This window comes from Streptomyces sp. NPDC059398 (assembly GCF_042751845.1).
GTDB lineage: Bacteria > Actinomycetota > Actinomycetes > Streptomycetales > Streptomycetaceae > Streptomyces.
This window is the reverse complement of sequence record NZ_JBHYWP010000137.1, coordinates 14,043-17,729: the sequence shown is the minus strand read 5'-3', so window position 1 is coordinate 17,729 and position 3,687 is coordinate 14,043. Positions and strand designations below refer to the sequence as shown.

General features: G+C 73.7%; 4 protein-coding genes. 1 reads left to right on the top strand and 3 read right to left on the bottom strand.

Going from position 1 to position 3,687, the window contains the following annotated elements; all coding sequences use genetic code 11:
• Positions 1-84: 84 nt before the first annotated feature.
• Together ACFXBC_RS32575 and ACFXBC_RS32570 are read right to left on the bottom strand one after the other, a co-directional pair.
• Complete coding sequence (locus ACFXBC_RS32575) at positions 85-1,641, bottom strand: hypothetical protein (RefSeq protein WP_385032824.1); 1,557 nt, start codon at positions 1,639-1,641, stop codon at positions 85-87.
• Between the two features lie 162 nt (positions 1,642-1,803).
• Positions 1,804-2,058: a hypothetical protein gene (locus ACFXBC_RS32570; RefSeq protein WP_385032827.1), complete on the bottom strand. Its 255-nt coding sequence runs from the start codon at positions 2,056-2,058 to the stop codon at positions 1,804-1,806.
• 129 nt (positions 2,059-2,187) lie between these two features.
• On the opposite strand from ACFXBC_RS32570, the gene ACFXBC_RS32565 reads away from it, so the two are divergent.
• A complete protein-coding gene (locus ACFXBC_RS32565) occupies positions 2,188-3,162 on the top strand; it encodes a carbohydrate kinase family protein (RefSeq protein ID WP_385032821.1) in 975 nt (324 codons plus the stop codon).
• Positions 3,163-3,271: 109 nt separating this feature from the next.
• Here ACFXBC_RS32565 and ACFXBC_RS32560 read toward each other — a convergent pair.
• Positions 3,272-3,687 (bottom strand): sulfurtransferase TusA family protein (locus ACFXBC_RS32560; RefSeq protein WP_385032818.1); only part of this gene is annotated, 416 nt, incomplete at its 5' end.

The window sequence follows — 3,687 nt, the reverse complement described above, 5'->3', positions numbered from 1 at the left end:
GGTGCCCCCGGTCCCGGCGCCGTCCCTGCCGTCGTGGGGGGCGCCCCCGCGCCTGGGCCCCCCCCCCGGCGGGCCCCCCCCGGCTCACATCTGCGGTACGGGCTCGCCGTTCGCCGCGTCGATGACCCGCCGGGCCCCCAGCGGCTGCTCCAGCCGCACCTTCTGCGTCACCGATCCGATGATGTCGGGGCAGACCTTCCCGGGCTTGCGGACCGGCGCGCTCAGCGCCACCCGCACCGTGTCCGTGTTCTCGGTGGTCCGTACGCCGTACCGGCCACACATCTGGCCCATGATGCGCAGCGTCAGGGTCCGTCCGTCGGCGCGGTAGGCCGTCGGGGTCTGGTCGGAGCCGCCGGGGTGGTTCCCCCCGGTGGGCGGTTCCGGCTTCGCCAGATAGCGGTCCTCCACCGCCGTCGCGGTGACCGTGGCGGGCCCGGCCGTACCCTCGGGCCGGACGTCGAAGAGCCAGGAGGGTACGAGGATCTGCCGTCCGCCGGACAGCCGCATCGCGAGCCCCAGCTCCGCGTGGCTCACGGTGACCGCCCGGGACCCCGGGGACTTGGACGCCGGCGTACAGGGCGTGGAGGGCGGGGCGCTCGCCGTGCCGGTTCGGGAGGCGCCGCTCCCGCTGCTGACACGGCCGTCACCGGCGCCGGTGGCCGAGTAACCGGTGAGCGGCTCCATCGTGGCGCAGCCGCCCGTACCGGAGCCCCCTGCTCCGGACCCTCCGCCCGCGGACGAGTTCAGCCGCTTCAGAGCTTCGGCCGCGCCGGTCAGCGGATACTCCGCACCCTTGACGGGGGCCTTCAGCAGGCCGGTGCCGCCGGTCAGCCGGCCGTCCGCCCCGATCTGCAACCCGGTCGTCCAGCCGTACGTGGGCAGCCCGCCCACCTTCGGATCGGCGTTCACCACCCGCACCGCGCCCATCACCCGGCTCGCGTCCAGCTTCGCGTCGCTCTCGCCCAGCGCCTTCAGCAGCGGGGCGGCCGCGGCCCGCGCCGCCTGCTCGCTCACCGGCTTCCCGTCACCGGCCGACCCCGTACCCGGACCGGTCCCTCCGCTGGAACCGCTGGAACCGCTGGAGCCGTTGGAACAGAGCTTTCCACTCGGGCAGTTGTCGCTGCCGCCGCTGCCGAACCGGGTGAACGTCCAGCTGCCCGGGGCCTGCCGGGCCACCTGGAGCAGCGGACCCGAACCGTCCTTGTCCGCGCCCACCTTCCACTCCGTACCCACCAGCCGCGGAGTGCCCTGCACCCCGAGCGCGTGGGCCAGCCGTGCCACATCGGCGGCGGCGACGGTGCCGTCGGCGCGGTAGACCGGAGCCGTTTTCGGTGGCGCGGGGAAGGTCCCGCCGGGGCGGTACACGGGGCCCCGCGGGTCGGGTTCCCCCGGTGCGATGCCCGGGGAGCCGCCGCCGGTACGGGCCGACTGGTCCAGGGCGAGGGGAGGAGGGGCCGTGGCACCACCGCCGGGGGTCGCGCTGGTCTCCGCGCCGCCGTTGTCGTGCCCGGCCGCTGTCGCCGCCCAGTAGGCCCCGCCGCCCCCAGCGAGCAGCACCGCTGCCGCAACCGATGTGACGGCGGCCGGGGACCGCCGCCGACGGGGACGTGCCGTGTCGTGCTCGGGTCGCTCGCTGCTCACCGCATGCTCCTTCGACTCCGCTGCCGCCCACTGTCGTGGCCGTTCCCCCGTGCGGGGGAACGGAGGTGGGACGGGGCGGGGGAGCACACGGTTCCCTCGGGCTTCCTGCCCGGCCGCTCAGGGGGCGTGCGGCCGGTGGGGCTCAGCCCGTGATGCGCGTGCTCAGTCCCCGTACTCGGACATGGAGTCGATCAGCCGCGCGGAGGCGGGCGGTACCTTCACCCCGTGGATCAGGGACGGGGGTACGGGGGCGGGCGCGGGCCGCACGGGCACCACCCAGTGCGGAGCCATACGCGCACAGTCGCCGCGCAGGCCGGTCAGATCGGTGAGGTCCGTCAGATCGGTCCGGTCGGTCGGATCGGTACGGCCGGACCCGGAATCGGACGGTGCTGCGCCCTTCGGCGCGAAGGAGTTCATAAGTCAGCGTAGGCACGAGGCGGCTTGCGGAGAAAGCGCTACTATCGGGTAGTTTCCTCCCTTCGAGCCGAGGGCGTACGAACCGGTAGCGTGAGGTGTCCGCCTCCCTCCTCCGCAGGAGTCCTCGCCGTGCGCATCGCAGTCACCGGCTCCATCGCCACCGACCACCTCATGACCTTCCCCGGCCGTTTCGCCGACCAGCTGGTCGCCGATCAGCTCCATACGGTCTCGCTCTCCTTCCTGGTCGACACCCTCGATGTACGGCGCGGAGGCGTCGGCGCCAACATCTGCTTCGGGATGGGCCAGCTCGGCACGGACCCGATCCTGGTCGGCGCCGCGGGCCCCGACTTCGACGAGTACCGCGCCTGGCTCGACCGGCACGGCGTGGACACCGGTTCGGTCCGGATCTCCGAGGTTCTGCACACCGCCCGGTTCGTGTGCACCACGGACGCCGACCACAACCAGATCGGCTCGTTCTACACGGGCGCCATGAGCGAGGCCCGCCAGATCGAGCTTCAGTCGGTCGCCGAGCGCGTCGGCGGACTCGACCTGGTGCTGATCGGGGCCGACGACCCCGAGGCGATGCTCCGCCACACCGAGGAGTGCCGCACCCGCTCCATCCCGTTCGCCGCCGACTTCTCCCAGCAGATCGCCCGGATGACGGGCGAGGACATCCGCACGCTGCTCGTCGGCGCCACGTACCTCTTTTCCAACGAGTACGAGAAGGGGCTCATCGAGTCCAAGACCGGCTGGACCGACGAGGAGATCCTCGACCGGGTCGGCCACCGGGTCACCACGCTCGGCGCCCGGGGCGTCCGGATCGACCGCAAGGGCGAGGAGCCGATCGTGGTCGGCTGCGCCGAGGAGGAGGCGAAGGTCGACCCGACCGGCGTGGGCGACGCGTTCCGCGCGGGCTTCCTCTCCGGGCTCTCCTGGGGCGTCGGTCTGGAGCGTGCGGCGCAGACCGGCTGCATGCTGGCCACGCTGGTGATCGAGACGCTGGGCACGCAGGAGTACACGCTGCGCCACGCCACCTTCATGGACCGCTTCACCAAGGCGTACGGCCACGACGCGGCGGCCGAGGTCCGGGCCCACCTCCAGTAGCCCACCGTCCGGAACCGGGCCCCGGGGCGCTTCCTCACGGCCCCGGCGGGACCTTCCGTACGTCCTGTACGTCTCTTGTACGTCCTGTACTTCCTGGGCGGGGACCGGCTCACGACACCCGGCGCACCCGGAAGGCGGTACCCCCGTCGACCGGGTGCGCCCCCTCGTACCTCTGACCCCGCATCTCGCACCAGGCCGGTACGTCGAGCTTCGCGGCCTCGTCGTCCGAGAGCACCGTCACCACCCCGCCCACGGGTACATCCCCGAACACCTTTGCCAGCTCGATCACCGGAACGGGGCACCGCTTCCCGAGCGCGTCCACGACGAGCCCCGTCACAGGACCGCCCCCGGCTCCGGTTCCGGCGCCGGCCTCCGCCGCGCCCGCACCTTCCGGCCGCGTGCCGGCCTCCGCCCCCGGCTCCGCCGAGACCTCCGCCCCCGGCTCCGCCGAGACCTCCGCCCCCGGCTCCGCCGAGACCTCCGCCCCCGGCTCCGCCGAGACCTCCGCCCCCGGCTCCGCCGAGA

Excerpts from the sequence above, each read along its gene's own strand:
- ACFXBC_RS32570 (WP_385032827.1), bottom strand. The coding sequence starts at position 2,058 with ATGAACTCCTTCGCGCCGAAGGGCGCAGCACCGTCCGATTCCGGGTCC.